The sequence below is a fragment of the Rathayibacter caricis DSM 15933 genome (assembly GCF_003044275.1).
GTDB lineage: Bacteria > Actinomycetota > Actinomycetes > Actinomycetales > Microbacteriaceae > Rathayibacter > Rathayibacter caricis.
On sequence record NZ_PZPL01000001.1, the window covers coordinates 2,342,572 to 2,357,937 of the forward strand.

The following is a 15,366-nucleotide window of genomic DNA, read 5'->3' on the forward strand; positions in this document are numbered from 1 at the left end:
CGTCGCGTCCGCTCGTCAGAGGCGACCGACGGTGTCGAGGACGAGGTCCCAGAAGCGATCGGAGTCGATCCCGGTCGCGATGCTCGTCCGGCAGTCGGCGGGCGCCGCCGAGCGCAGATCCGCGACCGTCATCCCCACGGTGTGCTCGCCCCGCAGCTCGACAGTGAGCGGAGCCCGCCGCACCTCGAGGATCGACGCATCGATGACGTGCGCGACGGCGACCGCATCGTGCACCGGGGGAGCGTCGAAGCCCTGCGCGTCCCGGTAGCTCTCGGCGAAGAAGTCGAGGAGTCCGACGCAGAAGCGGCCGACATCGGAGTCGAGGGCGCGGAACCGCGCGACGACCTCCTCGGTCGCGAGCGCGCGGTGCGTGACGTCGAGACCGACCATGGTCACGTCCCATCCCGCGCCGACGACGATGTGGGCCGCCTCGGGGTCGGCGAGGATGTTGAACTCCGCGGTCGCCGTCCAGTTGCCGCCCTGCACGCCGCCGCCCATCAGGACCACCTCGCGCACGCGCTCCGCGAGGCGCGGTTCGCGGCGCACCGCCATCGCGATGTTCGTCAGCGGACCGGTCGGCACGAGGGTGATCGAGCCCGCGGGGGAGCCCATGACCTCCTCGATGATCAGCTCGACCGCGTGGCGCGGATCCAGCGCCGGGCGGTCCTCAGGGAGGGACGGCCCGTCCATCCCGCTCTCGCCGTGGATGCTCGGCGCGGGCTCCGTGTCGCGGACGAGCGGCCGGTGCATCCCCGCCGCGATCGGTACTCCGACGAGACCGGCGACGGCGGCCACCGCGCGGGCGTTCCCGGTCACCTTCTCCAGTGACTGGTTGCCGGCGACGGTCGTGATCGCGACCAGCTCGATCGCAGGGCTGCCGTGCGCCAGGAGGATCGCGAGGGCGTCGTCGTGGCCGGGGTCGCAGTCCAGGATGATCCGTCGTCCGCTCATCCCCGCACCCTACGCCGCTCCTCCACAGGCGCATGCCGCGCCCGTTCCCGGAGGCGGCGGACCGGTCCCGTCACCGCGTCGGCCCCCGGCAGTAGGGTGGTCCGCGAACCGTCGCCCGACCCCGAGGAGCACCGTGACCGACACCACCGACGAGTACCTCCTCCCGGGTGAGGGGATCCTCATCGACGACCTGCCGAAGGTCTCGCTGCACGACCACCTCGACGGGGGTCTGCGTCCCGCGACGATCCTCGAGCTCGCGGCCGAGGCCGGAGTCCCGGTGCCGGCGGACGAGCCCGAGGCACTGGGCCGCTGGTTCCGCACGACCGCCGACTCCGGCTCGCTGACCGACTATCTGGCCACCTTCGAGACGACCGTGGCCGTCATGCAGACCGCCCCCCAGCTCGAGCGGGTGGCGCGCGAGTTCGTCCTCGACCTCGCCGCCGACGGAGTGGTGCACGGCGAGGTGCGCTGGGCGCCCGAGCAGCACCTGCGCTCCGGCCTCTCGCTCGACGCCGCGGTCGAGGCCGTGCAGGAGGGGCTCCAGCAGGGGGTCCAGGAGGCGGCCGCGCACGGCTCCCGCCTGAGCGTCGGGCAGCTGATCACCGCGATGCGGCACACCGACCGCTCCCTCGAGATCGCCGAGCTCGCCCTGCGCCACCGCGAGCGCGGAGCGATCGGGTTCGACATCGCCGGCGCCGAGGCGGGCTTCCCCGCCTCGCTGCACCGCCCCGCGTTCGAGCTCCTCGCTGCGGCGCACTTCCCGACCACGGTCCACGCCGGCGAGGCCGACGGTCTCGACAGCATCCGCTCCGCCCTCCTCGACGGTCGCGCGCTGCGGTTGGGCCACGGAGTGCGGCTCGCCGAGGACATCGCCGTCGAGCGGCAGGACGACGACGCCAGCTACGTCACGCTCGGCGAGCTGGCCGAGTGGGTGAAGGACAGGCGCATCGCCCTCGAGCTCAGCCCTTCCTCGAACCTCCAGACGGGCGCGATCGCCGCCTGGGGCACCGAGCTCCTCGACCACCCCTTCGACCTGCTGTACCAGCTCGGCTTCGGGGTCACGGTCAACACCGACAACCGCCTGATGAGCGGTACGACCCTCAGCCGCGAGCTCGCGCTGCTCTCGGACGCCTTCGGGTACGACCTCGACGACTTCGAGGCGTTCCAGATCACCGCCGCGGAGGCCAGCTTCCTCCCGCTCGACGAGCGCCGAGAGCTCGTCGAGACGATCAGCGCCGGCTTCGAAGCGGCCTGACCGTGCCGCTCGACGCCCTCGGCGACGCCGCGATCGCGCTCCGCCACCCCGCCGCGACCTGGCGGGAGGCCGTCCTCGAGGCCGGCCGCGCCCTCGAGCGCAGCGGAGCGGTCGACCCGGCCTACTCGCGACGCATGGTCGAGCAGATCGATGTGCTCGGCCCCTACATCGTCATCGCGCCGGGGCTCGCCCTGGCGCACGCCCGCCCGGGCAACGACGTCCACAGCGACGGTCTGTCCGTCGTCACGCTCGCCGAGCCCGTCGCCTTCGGACACGGCACCAACGACCCGGTCTCGGTCGTCATCGGCATCGCCGCCACGCAGGCGCACGGCCACGTCGGCTTCGTCGCCGGTCTCGCCGACGTCCTCAGCCGCCCCGACGCGATCGGTGCCCTCGCCGCAGCGCGGACGGTCGGCGGCGTCAACGCCGTCCTCACGGGCGCCACCCCGCACCACGGAAGAAGCTCATGAAGATCGTCACCCTCTGCGGCGCCGGAATCGGCACCTCCGCCATCCTCAAGCTCGGCGCCGAGCGCGCGCTCGAGGCCCTCGACCTCGAGGCCGAGGTCGTCGCCTCCGACATCGCCTCGGTCGACGCCCTCGCCGCCGATGCGCAGGTCATCCTCACCTCCGGCGAACTCGTCGACCGGATCGGCCGGACCTTCGCCGAGGTCGTCATCATCGACAACTACCTCGACCAGGCCGAGATCACGGCGAAGATCGAGCGCGCCCTGGGTTGATCCGCTGTGCCGATTCCTGAGCCGCCCCCCGTGCGGCTCAGCGCAGTCGGGCTGTGCCGATTTCTGAGCCGCCCCTCGTGCGGCTCAGCGCAGCCGGCTCTCGGAGATGGTGCGTCCCGTGGAGCGGGTGGCGTCGCGCTGTCCTGAATCGCTGGCACGCGATTCCGGATCGCGCGCTCCCTGCGGGGCGGCGATCCGGAGATCGTGACCAGGGTCGATCGTCTGCGACCGGTGGTCGCCGCTTTCGAGGTGTCGCGGGAGAGCCGGGACGGGTGCCGCGAGATGCTGCATCGGGCCGGCACGCACCCGGGGGAGGGGTGCGCGAGTGGCGTCTCGCGGCGGGGGTCAGCGGAGGAGGGACTCGGCGCCGGTGCGGAGGGCGGAGAGGCGGGCGGAGACGGTGGAGCGGCGGGACGAGGGGTCGGCGTCCGAGGACCAGGCGTCGAGGTAGAGCTTGACCTTGGGCTCGGTGCCGCTGGGGCGCACGATCAGGCGCGCTCCGTCGAGGGTGAAACGCAGTGCATCCGTCGGCGGCACATCGCCCTCGACCTCGAGCAGGTCCTCGACCCGCTGCACCGGCAGTCCACCGATCGACCTCGGAGGGGCGCTGCGCACCGCCGCCATGATCCTGCCGATCTCGGACAGATCGGTCACCCGGAGCGAGATCTGCTCGGAGCCGAAGAGGCCGAAGCGGTCGGCGAAGGCGTCGAGCTGGTCGGCGAGGGTCCTCCCCTCCGACGCCAGAGCGCTCGCCAGGTCGAGGAACGCCAGAGCCGCCGAGATCCCGTCCTTGTCGCGCACCGTCCGGGGATTCACGAGATAGCCGAGCGCCTCCTCGTACCCGAAGACGAGATCGGGCACCCGCGAGATCCACTTGAAGCCCGTGAGCGTCTCGACGAACGTCAGCCCGTAGTCGGCTGCGACCGCTCCGAGCGCGGGGGAGGAGACGATCGAGCACGCGAGCGCTCCGCCCACGCGTCCTTCGGCGCGAGCGCGCTCCGCAGCGCGCCAGCCGAGCAGCGCACCGACCTCGTTGCCGGTGAGCCGGCGGAAGCCGTCCGCGGTGCTGTCGTCCGGGATCGCCGCGGCGAACCGGTCGGCGTCGGGGTCGTTGGCCACGATCAGGTCGGCACGACCCGTCCGGGCGGTCGCGAAGGCGAGGTCCAGCGCGCCCTCCTCCTCCGGATTGGGGAACGCGACCGTGGGGAACGCGGGATCCGGGTCGATCTGCTCGACCACGACGAGCGGTTCATCGAAGTCGGCGGCCGAGAGCACGCGGTGCGCGGTCTCCCAGCCCACCCCGTGCATCGCCGTGTAGACGACGCGCAGCGGAGCGGTCTGCCGGCCGACCGCGCCCGTCGCGTCGATGTAGGCGGTCACCACTGACTCGTCCGCCGTGCGGTACTCCCCGCGCGGGAGCTCGGTGACCCGACGCGTCCGCGCGACGTCGAGGATCCGCTCGGCGATCCGGGCGTCGGCCGGAGGGACGATCTGCGAGCCCTGGTCGTCGCCGCCGAGGTACACCTTGTAGCCGTTGTCCTGCGGAGGATTGTGGCTCGCCGTCACCATGACGCCCGCATCGGCGTCGAGGTGGCGCACCGCGAAGGCCAGCACGGGAGTGGGGAGCAGGCGCGGCAGCAGGACGGCGTCAACGCCCGCTCCGGCCATCAGGGCGGCGGAGTCCTCGGCGAAGACGCGCGAGTTCTTCCGGCCGTCGTAGCCGATGACGACGACGGGGCGCTCGATCCCCTGCGCGAGGAGGTGCTCGGCGAGGCCGACGGCGGCCTGCGAGACCAGCACTCGGTTCATCCGGTTCGACCCGGCGGCGATCGCCCCGCGCAGACCCGCGGTGCCGAAAGCGAGCCGGGAGCCGAAGCGGTCCGCGAGCTCGGCCGTCGCGCCGGTGTCGCCCGCCTCGTCGGCGACGAGCAGCCGCACGAGCTCCTCGCGCGTCTCGGGATCGGGGTCCTGCGCCAGCCAGTCCTCGGCGAGGGCGCGGACCTCGGCGGTCACAGGGTCCCCGTGATGCCGGCCAGGAGGCGGGCGAGGTCGTCCTCGGCGTTCCGGCCGGCCTCCAGCACCTCCTCGTGGCTGAGGGCGGTCTTCTGGATCCCGGCGGCGAGGTTCGTGATCAGCGACATGCCGAGCACCTCCATTCCCGCCTCGCGCGCGGCGATCGCCTCGAGCGCCGTCGACATGCCGACGATGTGCCCGCCGATGATGCGGGCCATCTGCACCTCGGCCGGGGTCTCGTAGTGCGGACCGCGGAACTGGACGTAGACGCCCTCGTCGAGCTCGGCGCGGGTCTCGCGGGCGAGCGCGCGCAGACGCGAGGAGTAGAGGTCGGTGAGGTCGACGAACGTCGCCCCCTCGAGCGGCGAGTCGGCGGTCAGGTTGATGTGGTCGCTGATCAGCACCGGCGTGCCGGGCGTCCAGTGCTCCTTGATGCCTCCGGCGCCGTTCGTGAGGATCATCACGGTCGCGCCCGTGGCGGCGGCGGTCCGCACGCTGTGTGCGACGCGGCGCACGCCGTAGCCCTCGTAGTAGTGGGTCCGCGCCCCGATGATCAGCGCCCGCTTCCCGGTCGGCAGCAGGACCGAGCGGAGGGTGCCGCCGTGGCCGTGCACGGCCGGTCGCGAGAAGCCGACGATGCGGGTCGCGTCGACCGTCGCGGTCGTCTCGCCGATCAGGTCGGCGGCCTTGCCCCACCCGCTGCCGAGCGTGAGGGCGATGTCGTGTCTCTCGACGCCCGTCTCCTCGGCGATCTGAGCGGCGGCCTCACGGGCGATCGCGAAGGGATCGGCGTCGGCGGGATCGAGCGGATTCGGGGTCTGGTCGGCCATTCCCCCACCCTATCCACGGCTCACGGGGAGCAGCGGGCACGCAGCGGCGCGGCAGGGCGCCGCACCGATTGGGCGAACTCCCAGAGACGGAGGACAATGGGAGTCATGGCTTACGAGTTCGAGCGCACGCAGAGGATCGCCGTACTCGGAGGGGGACCCGGCGGCTACGAAGCCGCCATCGCCGGTGCGCAGCTGGGCGCCGAGGTCACGCTCGTCGAGCGGGTCGGAGTGGGCGGCTCGGCCGTCATCACCGATGTCGTGCCGTCGAAGTCGCTGATCGCGACCGCGGAGGCGACCAATGCGATCGGGGAGGCCGCTGATCTCGGCGTCCAGTTCTTCACCCGCTCCGAGCAGACGAACAAGCCCGTCCGGCCCGAGGTGGCCGTCAACCTGGCCACCGTCAACAAGCGCCTGCTCGGTCTCGCGCGTCAGCAGTCCGAGGACATGCGCGCGAACCTCGTGCACCACGGCGTCCGCATCGTCTCGGGCGACGGTCGCCTCGACGGGTCGAACGCGCTGATCGTCTCGACCGCTCCCGGCGAGGAGGGCATGGACTTCGACCGCATCGAGGCCGACACCATCGTCGTCTCGGTCGGAGCGAGCCCGCGCGTGCTCCCGTCCGCCGCTCCCGACGGCGAGCGGATCATGAGCTGGACCCAGCTCTACAACCTCAAGACCGTGCCCGAGCACCTCATCGTCGTCGGCTCCGGCGTCACCGGCGCCGAGTTCGCCTCCGCTTACCGGGCGCTGGGCGCGAAGGTGACGCTCATCTCCTCCCGCGACCAGGTCCTGCCCGGCGAGGACGCCGACGCCGCTGCCGTGATCGAGAACGTCTTCAAGCGCAACGGCATGACCGTCCTCTCGAAGTCCCGCGCCGATCGCGTCGAGCGGACCGAGAAGGGCGTCCGCGCCGTCCTGTCCGACGGGCGCGTCGTCGAGGGCTCGCACTGCCTGATGGCCGTCGGCTCCGTGCCGAACACGGCGGGCATCGGCCTCGAGGAGGCGGGCGTGCAGCTGACGGAGTCGGGCCACATCCGGGTGAACCGCGTCGCGCGCACCAGCGTCCCGTCCATCTACGCCGCCGGAGACTGCACGACGTTCCTCCCGCTCGCCTCCGTGGCCGCGATGCAGGGCCGCACCGGAGTGTTCCACGCCATGGGCGACGCCGTGAACCCCACCGAGGTGCGCAACGTCGCGGCGAACATCTTCACCCAGCCCGAGATCGCGACCGTCGGCTGGAGCCAGCGCGAGATCGAGGAGGGAATCGCCCAGGGGGAGATCTACAAGCTGCCCCTCGCTGCCAACCCGCGCGCGAAGATGATGGGCATCCGAGACGGCTTCGTGAAGCTCTTCGCCCGCACCGGCTCCGGCACCGTCATCGGCGGAGTCATCGTCGCCCCGAAGGCGAGCGAGCTGATCTTCCCCCTCGCTCTCGCCGTAGAGCACCGCTTGACCGTCGATCAGGTCGCCCGGGCCTTCACCGTCTACCCGAGCCTCACCGGCTCGATCTCGGACGCGGCGCGTGCCATGCACATCGTGAGCTAGCGCTCATCGTGAGCTCGCTCACGATGAGCGCTAGCTCACGATGTGCAGCCTTTTCTCCGAGCCGCTCCCTGCGCGGCTCGGCGCGGTCGGCCGGGTGGGTGGGTGCGTTCTGTGGAGCGGGTCGCGTCGCGCTGCTTCGAATCGCTCGCACGCGATTCTCACTCGCGCGCTCGTGCCGTGTCTGCGATCCGGTGGCGCGCTTCTGCTGATCCCGAAACGAAGGTCGAGAGCGCGGATCGGGGCTGACGCCACCGCTCTCGGCTGAGGGCGCTCGCCCCCACCTTGCTGATCGAGTAGCCCGCGGAGCGGGCGTATCGAGACCCACCGACGACGGACGCGCGCGAGCGATCACCGCCCACGCGACGGACGCGCGGGAGCGATCACCGTCCACGCGACGGACGCGCGGGAGCGATCACCGTCCACGCGACGGACGCGCGGGAGCGATCACCGTCCACGCGACGGACGCGCGGGAGCGATCACCGTCCACGCGATGGACGCGCGGGAGCGACCGCCCGCCGCAGCGGACGCGCGTCAGACGATCTGCAGGAGCACGTGGCCCGCGGAGACCGTGGTGCTGGCCTCGGCGGACAGGCCGGTGACGACGCCGTCCTTGTGGGCGGTGAGCGGCTGCTCCATCTTCATGGCCTCGAGGACCACGACGAGGTCGCCCGTCACGACCGAGTCGCCCTCGGCGACCGCGACCTTGACGATGGTCGCCTGCATCGGGGAGGTGACGGAGTCGCCGGTGACGGTGCTGACCGAGCCCGACCCGCGGCGCTTGGGCACCGACGCCGTCGCGGCGCGCGACGGTCCGGAGCGGGCGAACTCGCTCGGCAGCGTGACCTCGACACGACGCCCGTCGACCTCGACGACCACGTTCTGGCGGGCGGCGGGTTCGGGGATCGCGCCCGGCTCCCCGCTCCACGCCTCGATCGTGTTGTCGAACTCCGTCTCGATCCAGCGCGTGTAGATCGTGAAGGGCGCATCGCCCTCGGGGGCGAAGGCGGGATCGCGCACGATCGCGCGGTGGAAGGGGAGGACGGTCGGCAGGCCGGTCACCTCGAACTCCTCCAGGGCGCGGCGCGACCGCTCGAGCGCCTCGGCGCGGGTGCTGCCGGTGACGACGAGCTTCGCGAGCAGGGAGTCGAAGGACCCCGAGATCACGTCGCCCGCGACCACGCCGGAGTCGACGCGGACGCCGGGTCCACCCGGCGCCTTGAACACGTGGACGGGTCCGGGAGCCGGCAGGAAGCCGCGTCCGGCGTCCTCGCCGTTGATGCGGAACTCGAACGAGTGGCCGCGCGGGGTGGGGTCGTCGTAGTCGAGCACACCGCCCTCGGCGAGGCGGAACTGCTCGCGCACGAGGTCGATGCCGGTGATCTCCTCCGAGACGGGGTGCTCGACCTGCAGTCGCGTGTTCACCTCGAGGAACGAGACGGTGCCGTCCTTGCCGACGAGGAACTCGCACGTTCCGGCGCCCAGGTACCCGACCTCGCGGAGGATCGCCTTCGACGCCCGGTAGAGCTCGGCGTTCTGCTCGTCGGTGAGGAACGGCGCGGGCGCCTCCTCGACCAGCTTCTGGTGCCGTCGCTGCAGCGAGCAGTCGCGGGTCGAGACGACGACGACGTTGCCGTGGGCGTCGGCGAGGCACTGGGTCTCGACGTGGCGCGGCTGGTCGAGGTACTTCTCGACGAAGCACTCGCCGCGCCCGAAGGCGGCGACCGCCTCGCGGGTGGCGGAGGCGAACATCTCCTCGACCTCGTCGCGCTCGCGGGCGACCTTGAGGCCGCGACCGCCGCCTCCGAACGCCGCCTTGATGGCGACGGGCAGGCCGTGCTGGTCGACGAACTCGAGCACCTCGGCGGCACCCGAGACGGGGTTCAGGGTGCCGGGGGCCAGCGGCGCCCCGACCTTCTCGGCCACGTGGCGGGCCGACACCTTGTCGCCGAGGCGCTCGATGGCGTCGGGGCTCGGGCCGATCCAGATCAGGCCGGCGTCGATGACCGCACGGGCGAAGCCGGCGTTCTCGGCGAGGAAGCCGTAGCCGGGGTGCACGGCGTCGGCGCCCGAGCGGCGGGCGACCGAGAGGAGCTTCTCGATGACGAGGTAGGTCTCGGCGCTGGTGGTGCCGCCGAGCGCGTAGGCCTCGTCGGCGAGGCGGCTGTGCAGGGCGTCGCGGTCCTGGTCGGCGTAGACGGCGACGGAGGCGATCCCGCTGTCGCGGGCGGCTCGGACGACTCGGACGGCGATCTCGCCTCGGTTGGCGATGAGCACCTTCGTAATACGCGACATGGTTCCCCACCCTAGGGGGCCCTCAGAGGATGCCCGTGGCGGCTCACCACAAAGAAGCGCGGGGGCTTCGTCGGTTCCGCACAACCCGGTGCGGAGTCAGCGGTTCCAGAGCGAGGTCCACGGCACGCCGAGCTCGCGGACCAGCGAGCGCAGAGCGGGCACCGACATCCCGATCACCGTGGAGGGGTCCCCCTCGATCCGCGTGATGAAGCCGGCGGCGAGGCCGTCGATGGTGAACGCTCCGGCCACCTCGAGGGGCTCGCCCGTCGCGACGTAGGCGTCGATCTCGTCGTCCTCGATGTCGGAGGCGAAGTGCACGGCCGCGGAGGTGACCGTGCCGACCTCCGCGCGCACCTCCCCGCCCCGGTGGTCGATCAGCCAGTGCCCGGAGTGCAGGCGGCCCTCGCGGCCGCGCTGGGCCCGCCAGCGCTCGCGAGCCCGCTCGGGCTCGTGCGGCTTGCCGTGGACCACGCCGTCGAGCACGAACGCGGAGTCGCCGCCGAGGACGAGGCCGTCGACGTCGGGGCCCAGGACCGCGCGCGCCTTCGCGCGGGCGAGCAGCGCCACCACGGCGTCGGCGTCGAGCGGAGCGCCCGACTCCTGCTCGGCCAGGGTGACCGCCGCCGGCTCGTCGACCTGCGAGGGCACGACGACGGGCTCGATGCCCGAGGACCGCAGCAGCGCCAGGCGCGCGGGGGAGGTGGAGGCGAGGTAGAGGCGCATGCGTGCTCCCTGCGGCCGGGCCCCCGCTGTGGGATGCTCGATGGATGTCGAAGTCCGCGTCCCGCACACCCTCCCGTCCCTCCGAGGACGACGGCGTGCTCGGGACGCAGGTCGAGCTCGAGATTAGCAACGTGGCCCACGGAGGCGTGTTCGTCGCCCGCCACGAGGGCCGCGTGGTCTTCGTTCCCGACGTGCTCCCGGGCGAGCGCGTCCGGGCGCGCATCAGCGAGGTCCGCCACGACAGCTTCTGGCGGGCCGATGCCCTCGAAATCTTCGAGTCGTCCCCCCACCGCGTCGCGCACGTCTGGGCCGAGGCATCGATCGACCGCCGCCCGGAGGACCGTGTCGGCGGTGCCGAGTTCGGCCACGCCGCGCTCGCGCACCAGCGCGAGCTCAAGCGCACGGTCCTCGAGGACGCGTTCGCCCGCTTCGCGCGGCGGGAGGTCAGCGTCGAGGTGTCGCCCATCGAGGGCGACGACGAGACCCGCGGCCTCGGCTGGCGCACGCGCAACCGCCTGCACGTGGACGACGACGGCCGCGTCGGTCCGTACGCGTCGCGGAGCCATCACGTCGTCACCGTCGACACGCTCCCGCTCGCGACCGCCGCCTCCTCCGCCGCGGCCCCGCTCGACGGCCGGCTCGCTCCCGGCTCGGTGGTCGACCTGGTCGACGCGGCCGGATCCGAGGGCGCCGCGGTCCTCGTGCACGACCCGTCCGACAAGAAGGCCCGACGCGACCGCACCGTCGTGACCGAGTTCGTCGCCGACCGGACCTTCCGCGTCGACCGCTCCGGCTTCTGGCAGGTGCACCGGGGAGCCGCAGCCACCCTCTTCGACGCCGTGCAGACGGCGGTCGACCCCGAGCGGAGCGACCCCCGCGCGGCCAACCACGACCTCTACGGCGGAGTCGGCCTGCTCGCGGCGGCGCTCGCCGACCGTCTCGGAGCCGGCCTCCGCGTGACCAGCGTCGAGAGCGACGCCCGCGCCACCGAGCACGCGCTGGAGAACCTGTCGGACCAGGTCGGCGCCCGCGCGGTGACCGCCCGGGTCGACCGCTACCTCCGGGACGCCCTCGCCCAGGCCGACGCGCGCGAGCGCGAGCGCTGGCGCTCGGCGACAGTCGTGCTGGACCCGCCCCGCTCGGGTGCGGGCCGCGCGGTCACCGACGCCCTCGTCGAGCTCGCTCCCGCTCAGCTCGTCTACGTGGCGTGCGATCCGGTCGCCCTCGCGCGCGACGTGGGAGCTCTGGCGGCCGGCGGCTACGAGCTCGAGCGCCTCGACGGCTTCGACCTCTTCCCGAACACCTCGCACGTCGAGGCCGTCGCGCGGCTGGTGCGCCGCTCCGCCTGACCCCGGCGTCGCTACGATGACCCCGACGGACCCGAGGGAGTGGACCTGTGAACGCTGAGCCTGTCGGGGAGCCGCGCGTGCGGGTCGCCATCGTCGACGACCACGAGTCGGTGCGCCTGGGCGTCGCCGCAGCGATCGAGAACGCCGGGATGCACGTGGTCGCCGCCGCCGAGACCGTGCGCGTCCTCGAGCAGGTCCTCGACGGATCCGAGATCGAGGTCCTGGTGCTGGATCTCTCCCTGAACGACGGCTCGAGCATCACCGCGAACGTGAAGTGGGGCCAGGTCCGCGGATCCGCGGTCCTCGTGCACAGCATCGCCGACCGCGTGGTGGCCGTGCGGGAGGCCCTGGCGGCCGGCGCGGCCGGGGTGATCCCGAAGTCGTCGCCGATGTCCACCGTGATCGCGGCCATCCGCACCGTCGCCCGCGGCGAAGTGCTGAACAACCTCGAGTGGGCGTCGGCGATCGACGCGGACGACGACTTCGCGCGAGCGGTCCTCGGCCGTCGCGAGCGCGACGTGCTGCACCTCTACGCCTCCGGTCTCCCGTTGAAGCTCGTCGCCGACCGGCTGCAGATCTCGGTGTCGACGGCGAAGGAGTACCTCGACCGGATCCGCGACAAGTACGTCGAGATCGGCCGACCCGCGCCGACGAAGGTCGACCTGCTCCGCCGCGCCGTGGAGGACGGGATCCTGCCCGGCATCGACCCGGACGACGGCGATGCCGGTCGCTGACGCTCCGCCGACGGGTGCGCCGGCGAACCGGCTGCGGATCGACCGGATCGTCACCACGGTCCTCTCGCTCTTCGGCTTCGGCTTCGCCCTGCAGACGGTCCCGCCGATCCTCGACCAGCTGCGGTTCCTCCAGCCGGCGGTGGCCTGGCCGGTGCTGGCCCTGGTCTTCGGCGCGCTGGCCGCGGCCGTCGGCACCGCGGTCGTCCACCGCGGCACGCGCATCACCGGTGTCCTCGTGGCGGGCGCCCTCCTCCTCGCGCTGCTGACGTGGCCGCTGAGCGTCGTCCCGGGCGAGGTCCTGCCCGCGATGCCCTACGTCTTCTACCTGCTGACGCTGGGCACGGCCTTCTGCACCCTCGTCGCTCCGCTGCGGGTGGCGGTCGTCTACGCCGTCGTCACCCCGGTGCTCTTCTGCGTGCTGCGGGTGCTGCCGTCAGGCGGAGCCGTCGAGCCGACCCGAGCGGTGCTGGACGCCTTCTACGTGGGCATCGTCGGCTTCGTCATGCTCGTGCTGATCTCGGTGCTCCGGCAGTCGGCCGAGGAGGTCGACCGCGCCCAGACCACGGCGATGGAGCAGTACGAGGCGGCCATGCGCCAGCACGCGGGGGAGGTCGAGCGGATCGAGGTCGACGCCCTCGTGCACGACAACGTGCTCGCGACGCTCCTCGCGGCCGCCACAGCGGAGTCGCCCTCCCAGCGCGCGCTCGCGTCGTCCATGGCCCGCCGGACCCTCGCCGTGCTGCTGCCCGAGAAGGAGTCGGACGTCGCGGAAGGGTCGGTGCCGCTCGAGGTCGTCGAGCGGCAGCTCGCGCACGCCGCGTCGACCTTCGCCGCCGATCTCGACGTGGGGACCGCTCCGGCGGCCGATCCCCGGACGGCGTCCGTTCCGCGCGCCGTGGCGGAGGCGGTCCTCGGAGCCGTCTGGCAGGCGCTGTCGAACAGCGTCCAGCACGCGGGACCCGGCGATCAGGTGCGCCGCACGGTGCGAGGGCTGCTCGACGTGGACTCCGTCGAGGTGGTGGTCGAGGACGACGGGCGCGGCTTCAGCGTCGCCGAGGTGCCGCGCGAGCGACTGGGCATCCGGCTCTCGATCCTCGAGCGGGTGCACAACGTGAGCGGAGACGCGCGGGTGGAGTCCCGCCCCGGGGAGGGCACTCGCGTCGTGATCGGCTGGAGTGCCCGGACAGCCGCCGCGCGGTCGGGGACCGGCTCGTGATCGCGTATCCGCGCCCGCTGCTCTACGCGCTCGGCGCGGGCTTCTCGCTGTACCACGTGGTCCTCGCGTTCTTCTCGTACCGCAACTCCCCGCCCAGCACCTTCGATCTGCTCGCGGTCGCCCTGTACGTGGCGGCGACGGTGGTGGCGCTCTGGCCGTCCGCCACGACGCGCCTGTCGACTCCCGTGGCCGCGTCGATGACGGTGGTGGCCGTCGCCCTGCCCCTCCTCGTGGCACCGGCGCTGGATCCCGCGGCGCCGAACGGCTACTCGACCTGGTACATCGCCGCCGTGGGCACCCTGATGACCATCGTGTGCTCCCGCAGCCGTCCGGTGTTCGCCTGGACCGGCATGCTCGTCCTCATCGTGCACACGATGATCTGGGCGGGACCGCTCTCGCTCTTCACGCTCGGCGTCATCGGCAACCTGGCCTGGGTCGGCTCAGCGCAGGCGCTCATCATCGAGCTCGGCCGAGCAGGATCCGAGGCGCGGGTGCTCGAGGCGGCGGAGCGCGCCGCGACGTCGTGGCGGGCGGCGGAGGAAGCGCACCTGACGGAGCGCGAGATCCGCCTCGAGCAGACCCGAGCGATCGCCTCCGACATGCTCCGTCGCATCGCGAGCGAGCAGGGGCTGAGCGACGAGGAGCGCATGGAGTGCCGCCTCCTCGAGGCCTCGGTGCGCGACGAGATCCGCGGGCGACGGCTTCTCGACGACGACGTCAGGCGGCTCGTCCTCGACGCGCGGAGGCGAGGAGTGACCGTGTCGGTCCTCGACGACGGCGGGCTCGATCACTCGTCCGAACGGGAGAGCAGGCGCGTGCTGCACGAACTCGCCCAGGCGCTCGCGGGGATCCGCCACGGAGTCGACCGCATCGTCGTCCGGACGGCGTCGGCTGACTCGCCCTCCGCCGTGACGATCGTCGGGCTGCGGACGGCCGGCGACGGCAGCGCGGTCGCGCTCGGCTCCGACGACTCGGCCGACGAGGTCGACGCCTGGGTCGAGATCCGCCGCGACGACCAGCGGGTCTGACCGGGGCGACGGCGGCCATCCCTCCGCGGAGGAGTTCCTCGCGTTCAGGAGCCCGCTCTGCGGAGTCGAGGAGCGCCCAACGGACGAGTTGCGCGCATCGCAGAAGGACAGCGGGTCGAACGAGTACAGCGGGTCGGACGAACACAACGGGTTAAAAGAGTGCGGCGGGCTGTCCGCTCCTCCGAAGAGGGGGCCCAGCCCGCCGTCAAACCCCGAGTGAGGGTAACAACCCGAATATTACCCTCACTCGCCCCCAAAACACCCGCCTCATTACCCTGGTCGGCGAGTGATTGGCGATGCCCTCTCCGAGGAGTGAACACCTAACACGGATAATCATGCTCAGATCGGAAGGGGCCTGATAGTCGTCACTTTAGGGGACTAATCGGGGTACAAAATTCATCTTCTCCGCCGCTGCGGGCCCCTGGAGCGCAGAGGGCCGTCAGCCGGCGAAGGAGCGCCACGCGCCCGGTGCCGCGTGCAGGGGCGCCCGGACGGCGTGGGAGCGGTCGTTCCAGCCGCTCATCAGCTCCTGCGACTCCTCGACCTCGTCCGCGCCCTGAGCCGCGAGGGCGGTGACGACGGCGGTCACCGCGGCGATCTGCCGGGCGTCGAGCCCGGGGGTCGAGATGACGACGGAGGGGGCGGAGTCCTGTTCGCTCATCCCGCGACGGTACCGCATGCTCTGCGGCGG

14 protein-coding genes are annotated in these 15,366 nt (G+C 72.4%); 8 read left to right on the top strand and 6 right to left on the bottom strand.

Going from position 1 to position 15,366, the window contains the following annotated elements:
- Positions 1 to 15 precede the first annotated feature (15 nt).
- Complete coding sequence (uriH, locus tag C1I63_RS10920; RefSeq protein ID WP_107574793.1) at positions 16 to 951, bottom strand: uridine-preferring nucleoside hydrolase UriH; 936 nt, start codon at positions 949 to 951, stop codon at positions 16 to 18.
- Between the two features lie 133 nt (positions 952 to 1,084).
- On the opposite strand from uriH, the gene C1I63_RS10925 reads away from it, so the two are divergent.
- The 3 genes from C1I63_RS10925 to C1I63_RS10935 are packed head-to-tail and all read left to right on the top strand — an operon-like array spanning position 1,085 to position 2,945.
- The gene (locus tag C1I63_RS10925; protein WP_244907032.1) at positions 1,085 to 2,206 is read left to right on the top strand and encodes an adenosine deaminase; all 1,122 of its coding nucleotides are present in this window, start codon (positions 1,085 to 1,087) and stop codon (positions 2,204 to 2,206) included.
- Between the two features lie 2 nt (positions 2,207 to 2,208).
- The gene (locus C1I63_RS10930; RefSeq protein ID WP_107574794.1) at positions 2,209 to 2,676 is read left to right on the top strand and encodes a PTS sugar transporter subunit IIA; all 468 of its coding nucleotides are present in this window, start codon (positions 2,209 to 2,211) and stop codon (positions 2,674 to 2,676) included.
- Positions 2,673 to 2,945 (top strand): PTS sugar transporter subunit IIB, encoded by a 273-nt coding sequence (locus tag C1I63_RS10935; RefSeq protein ID WP_055788046.1) that lies wholly within the window; start codon positions 2,673 to 2,675, stop codon positions 2,943 to 2,945. The genes C1I63_RS10930 and C1I63_RS10935 overlap by 4 nt, the downstream gene beginning before the upstream one ends.
- 345 nt (positions 2,946 to 3,290) lie before the next feature.
- Here C1I63_RS10935 and C1I63_RS10940 read toward each other — a convergent pair whose 3' ends face one another.
- Positions 3,291 to 4,958, bottom strand: a complete 1,668-nt coding sequence (locus C1I63_RS10940; RefSeq protein WP_107574795.1) for a phospho-sugar mutase — start codon at positions 4,956 to 4,958, stop codon at positions 3,291 to 3,293.
- Positions 4,955 to 5,788, bottom strand: a complete 834-nt coding sequence (locus tag C1I63_RS10945) for a purine-nucleoside phosphorylase (protein WP_107574796.1) — start codon at positions 5,786 to 5,788, stop codon at positions 4,955 to 4,957. The genes C1I63_RS10940 and C1I63_RS10945 overlap by 4 nt, the downstream gene beginning before the upstream one ends.
- 105 nt (positions 5,789 to 5,893) lie before the next feature.
- Here C1I63_RS10945 and C1I63_RS10950 point away from each other — a divergent pair, with 105 nt between their 5' ends.
- Positions 5,894 to 7,333, top strand: coding sequence for an NAD(P)H-quinone dehydrogenase (locus tag C1I63_RS10950; RefSeq protein ID WP_055788056.1), 1,440 nt, complete (start codon positions 5,894 to 5,896; stop codon positions 7,331 to 7,333).
- Positions 7,334 to 7,864: 531 nt separating this feature from the next.
- Here the strand turns inward: C1I63_RS10950 and C1I63_RS10955 are convergent.
- Positions 7,865 to 9,625 (bottom strand): acetyl/propionyl/methylcrotonyl-CoA carboxylase subunit alpha, encoded by a 1,761-nt coding sequence (locus tag C1I63_RS10955; RefSeq protein WP_107574797.1) that lies wholly within the window; start codon positions 9,623 to 9,625, stop codon positions 7,865 to 7,867.
- 96 nt (positions 9,626 to 9,721) lie between these two features.
- Positions 9,722 to 10,348: a Maf family protein gene (locus tag C1I63_RS10960; RefSeq protein ID WP_107574798.1), complete on the bottom strand. Its 627-nt coding sequence runs from the start codon at positions 10,346 to 10,348 to the stop codon at positions 9,722 to 9,724.
- A 44-nt stretch (positions 10,349 to 10,392) separates the two neighbouring features.
- Between C1I63_RS10960 and C1I63_RS10965 the strand changes: the two genes are divergently transcribed.
- From C1I63_RS10965 to C1I63_RS10980, 4 genes are read left to right on the top strand one after another with little or no spacing between them, the layout of a single operon-like run.
- Positions 10,393 to 11,697 (top strand): class I SAM-dependent RNA methyltransferase, encoded by a 1,305-nt coding sequence (locus C1I63_RS10965; protein ID WP_107574799.1) that lies wholly within the window; start codon positions 10,393 to 10,395, stop codon positions 11,695 to 11,697.
- 47 nt (positions 11,698 to 11,744) lie between these two features.
- Entirely contained in the window at positions 11,745 to 12,431 is a 687-nt protein-coding gene (locus C1I63_RS10970; protein WP_055788068.1) for a response regulator transcription factor, read from the top strand.
- A complete protein-coding gene (locus C1I63_RS10975) occupies positions 12,418 to 13,647 on the top strand; it encodes an ATP-binding protein (protein ID WP_107574800.1) in 1,230 nt (409 codons plus the stop codon). Before C1I63_RS10970 ends, C1I63_RS10975 begins: the two co-directional genes overlap by 14 nt.
- Positions 13,644 to 14,675 (top strand): hypothetical protein, encoded by a 1,032-nt coding sequence (locus C1I63_RS10980; RefSeq protein WP_107574801.1) that lies wholly within the window; start codon positions 13,644 to 13,646, stop codon positions 14,673 to 14,675. Before C1I63_RS10975 ends, C1I63_RS10980 begins: the two co-directional genes overlap by 4 nt.
- A gap of 439 nt (positions 14,676 to 15,114) precedes the next feature.
- On the opposite strand, the gene C1I63_RS10985 is transcribed toward C1I63_RS10980, so the two are convergent.
- Positions 15,115 to 15,336, bottom strand: a complete 222-nt coding sequence (locus tag C1I63_RS10985) for an acyl-CoA carboxylase subunit epsilon (RefSeq protein WP_170116370.1) — start codon at positions 15,334 to 15,336, stop codon at positions 15,115 to 15,117.
- Positions 15,337 to 15,366 lie beyond the last annotated feature (30 nt).

Bases quoted from the DNA above. Each gene is read 5' to 3' on its own strand.
- uriH (WP_107574793.1), bottom strand. From the start codon at position 951: ATGAGCGGACGACGGATCATCCTGGACTGCGACCCCGGCCACGACGAC.
- C1I63_RS10935 (WP_055788046.1), top strand. From the start codon at position 2,673: ATGAAGATCGTCACCCTCTGCGGCGCCGGAATCGGCACCTCCGCCATC.
- C1I63_RS10945 (WP_107574796.1), bottom strand. From the start codon at position 5,788: ATGGCCGACCAGACCCCGAATCCGCTCGATCCCGCCGACGCCGATCCC.
- C1I63_RS10950 (WP_055788056.1), top strand. From the start codon at position 5,894: ATGGCTTACGAGTTCGAGCGCACGCAGAGGATCGCCGTACTCGGAGGG.
- C1I63_RS10955 (WP_107574797.1), bottom strand. From the start codon at position 9,625: ATGTCGCGTATTACGAAGGTGCTCATCGCCAACCGAGGCGAGATCGCC.
- C1I63_RS10960 (WP_107574798.1), bottom strand. From the start codon at position 10,348: ATGCGCCTCTACCTCGCCTCCACCTCCCCCGCGCGCCTGGCGCTGCTG.
- C1I63_RS10965 (WP_107574799.1), top strand. From the start codon at position 10,393: ATGTCGAAGTCCGCGTCCCGCACACCCTCCCGTCCCTCCGAGGACGAC.
- C1I63_RS10975 (WP_107574800.1), top strand. From the start codon at position 12,418: ATGCCGGTCGCTGACGCTCCGCCGACGGGTGCGCCGGCGAACCGGCTG.
- C1I63_RS10985 (WP_170116370.1), bottom strand. From the start codon at position 15,336: ATGAGCGAACAGGACTCCGCCCCCTCCGTCGTCATCTCGACCCCCGGG.